The organism is Enterococcus raffinosus, assembly GCF_001886185.1.
Lineage (GTDB): Bacteria > Bacillota > Bacilli > Lactobacillales > Enterococcaceae > Enterococcus_A > Enterococcus_A raffinosus.
This window is the reverse complement of sequence record NZ_JXLA01000117.1, coordinates 1-630: the sequence shown is the minus strand read 5'-3', so window position 1 is coordinate 630 and position 630 is coordinate 1. Positions and strand designations below refer to the sequence as shown.

The following is a 630-nucleotide window of genomic DNA, read 5'->3' as shown; positions in this document are numbered from 1 at the left end:
CCCGTGGCATTTGATAAGTAGAGACTAACTGTCCAAATAAAATTAGTAATGGCATAAAGTCCATACATTACGCTCTTCCCTAGGCCATCACCCCAATTCCAAGGCAGCCAATCCCACGAACTATCCACAAAGAAATCCAACTGATAGTTACCAAGTGAATATTGGGAATAAAGATTTCCGGCTCCAACTGTATCATCTACCAGACCTGTTGCCTCAGCTACCGTTCCAACTAAGCTCAAAAGTATTATCAGAGTGACCAAACTGATTAAAACAATTCCAAAGATACGAAAAAGTTTCTTTTTCATCTCCTCACTCCATTCTCTCTTGAACTGGCGGACGGGTATCAAAAGCATGGAAAAGTTCTTCAAAGACTGGATGAACTTGGACCACACCTACTCGACCATACAAATCCTGCATCAAGCATTGCCCATTTTCCAAATCTCGCATGCATTTTTGATTACTTTCATCTTCTTTATCTAATCCAAAGAATTCCAAGGTTTTCTTGATTTCATGAATATCGGTACTGCGAAATGCAAACTTTAGCCCAATATTATTCTTCAAACGTTCATCCAACAAGTCATCACTGTTTTGCGTGACGAAGTAAACACCGGCATTCATGGCCCGACCAGC

1 protein-coding gene and 1 pseudogene are annotated in these 630 nt (G+C 40.6%); both read right to left on the bottom strand.

Annotated elements, in window-relative coordinates; all coding sequences use genetic code 11:
- Positions 1-305: pseudogene (locus RV13_RS20495) on the bottom strand (FUSC family protein); the annotation flags it as partial.
- A gap of 4 nt (positions 306-309) precedes the next feature.
- A partial coding sequence (locus RV13_RS20490; RefSeq protein ID WP_083579833.1) for an ATP-binding protein occupies positions 310-630 on the bottom strand: 321 nt, incomplete at its 5' end.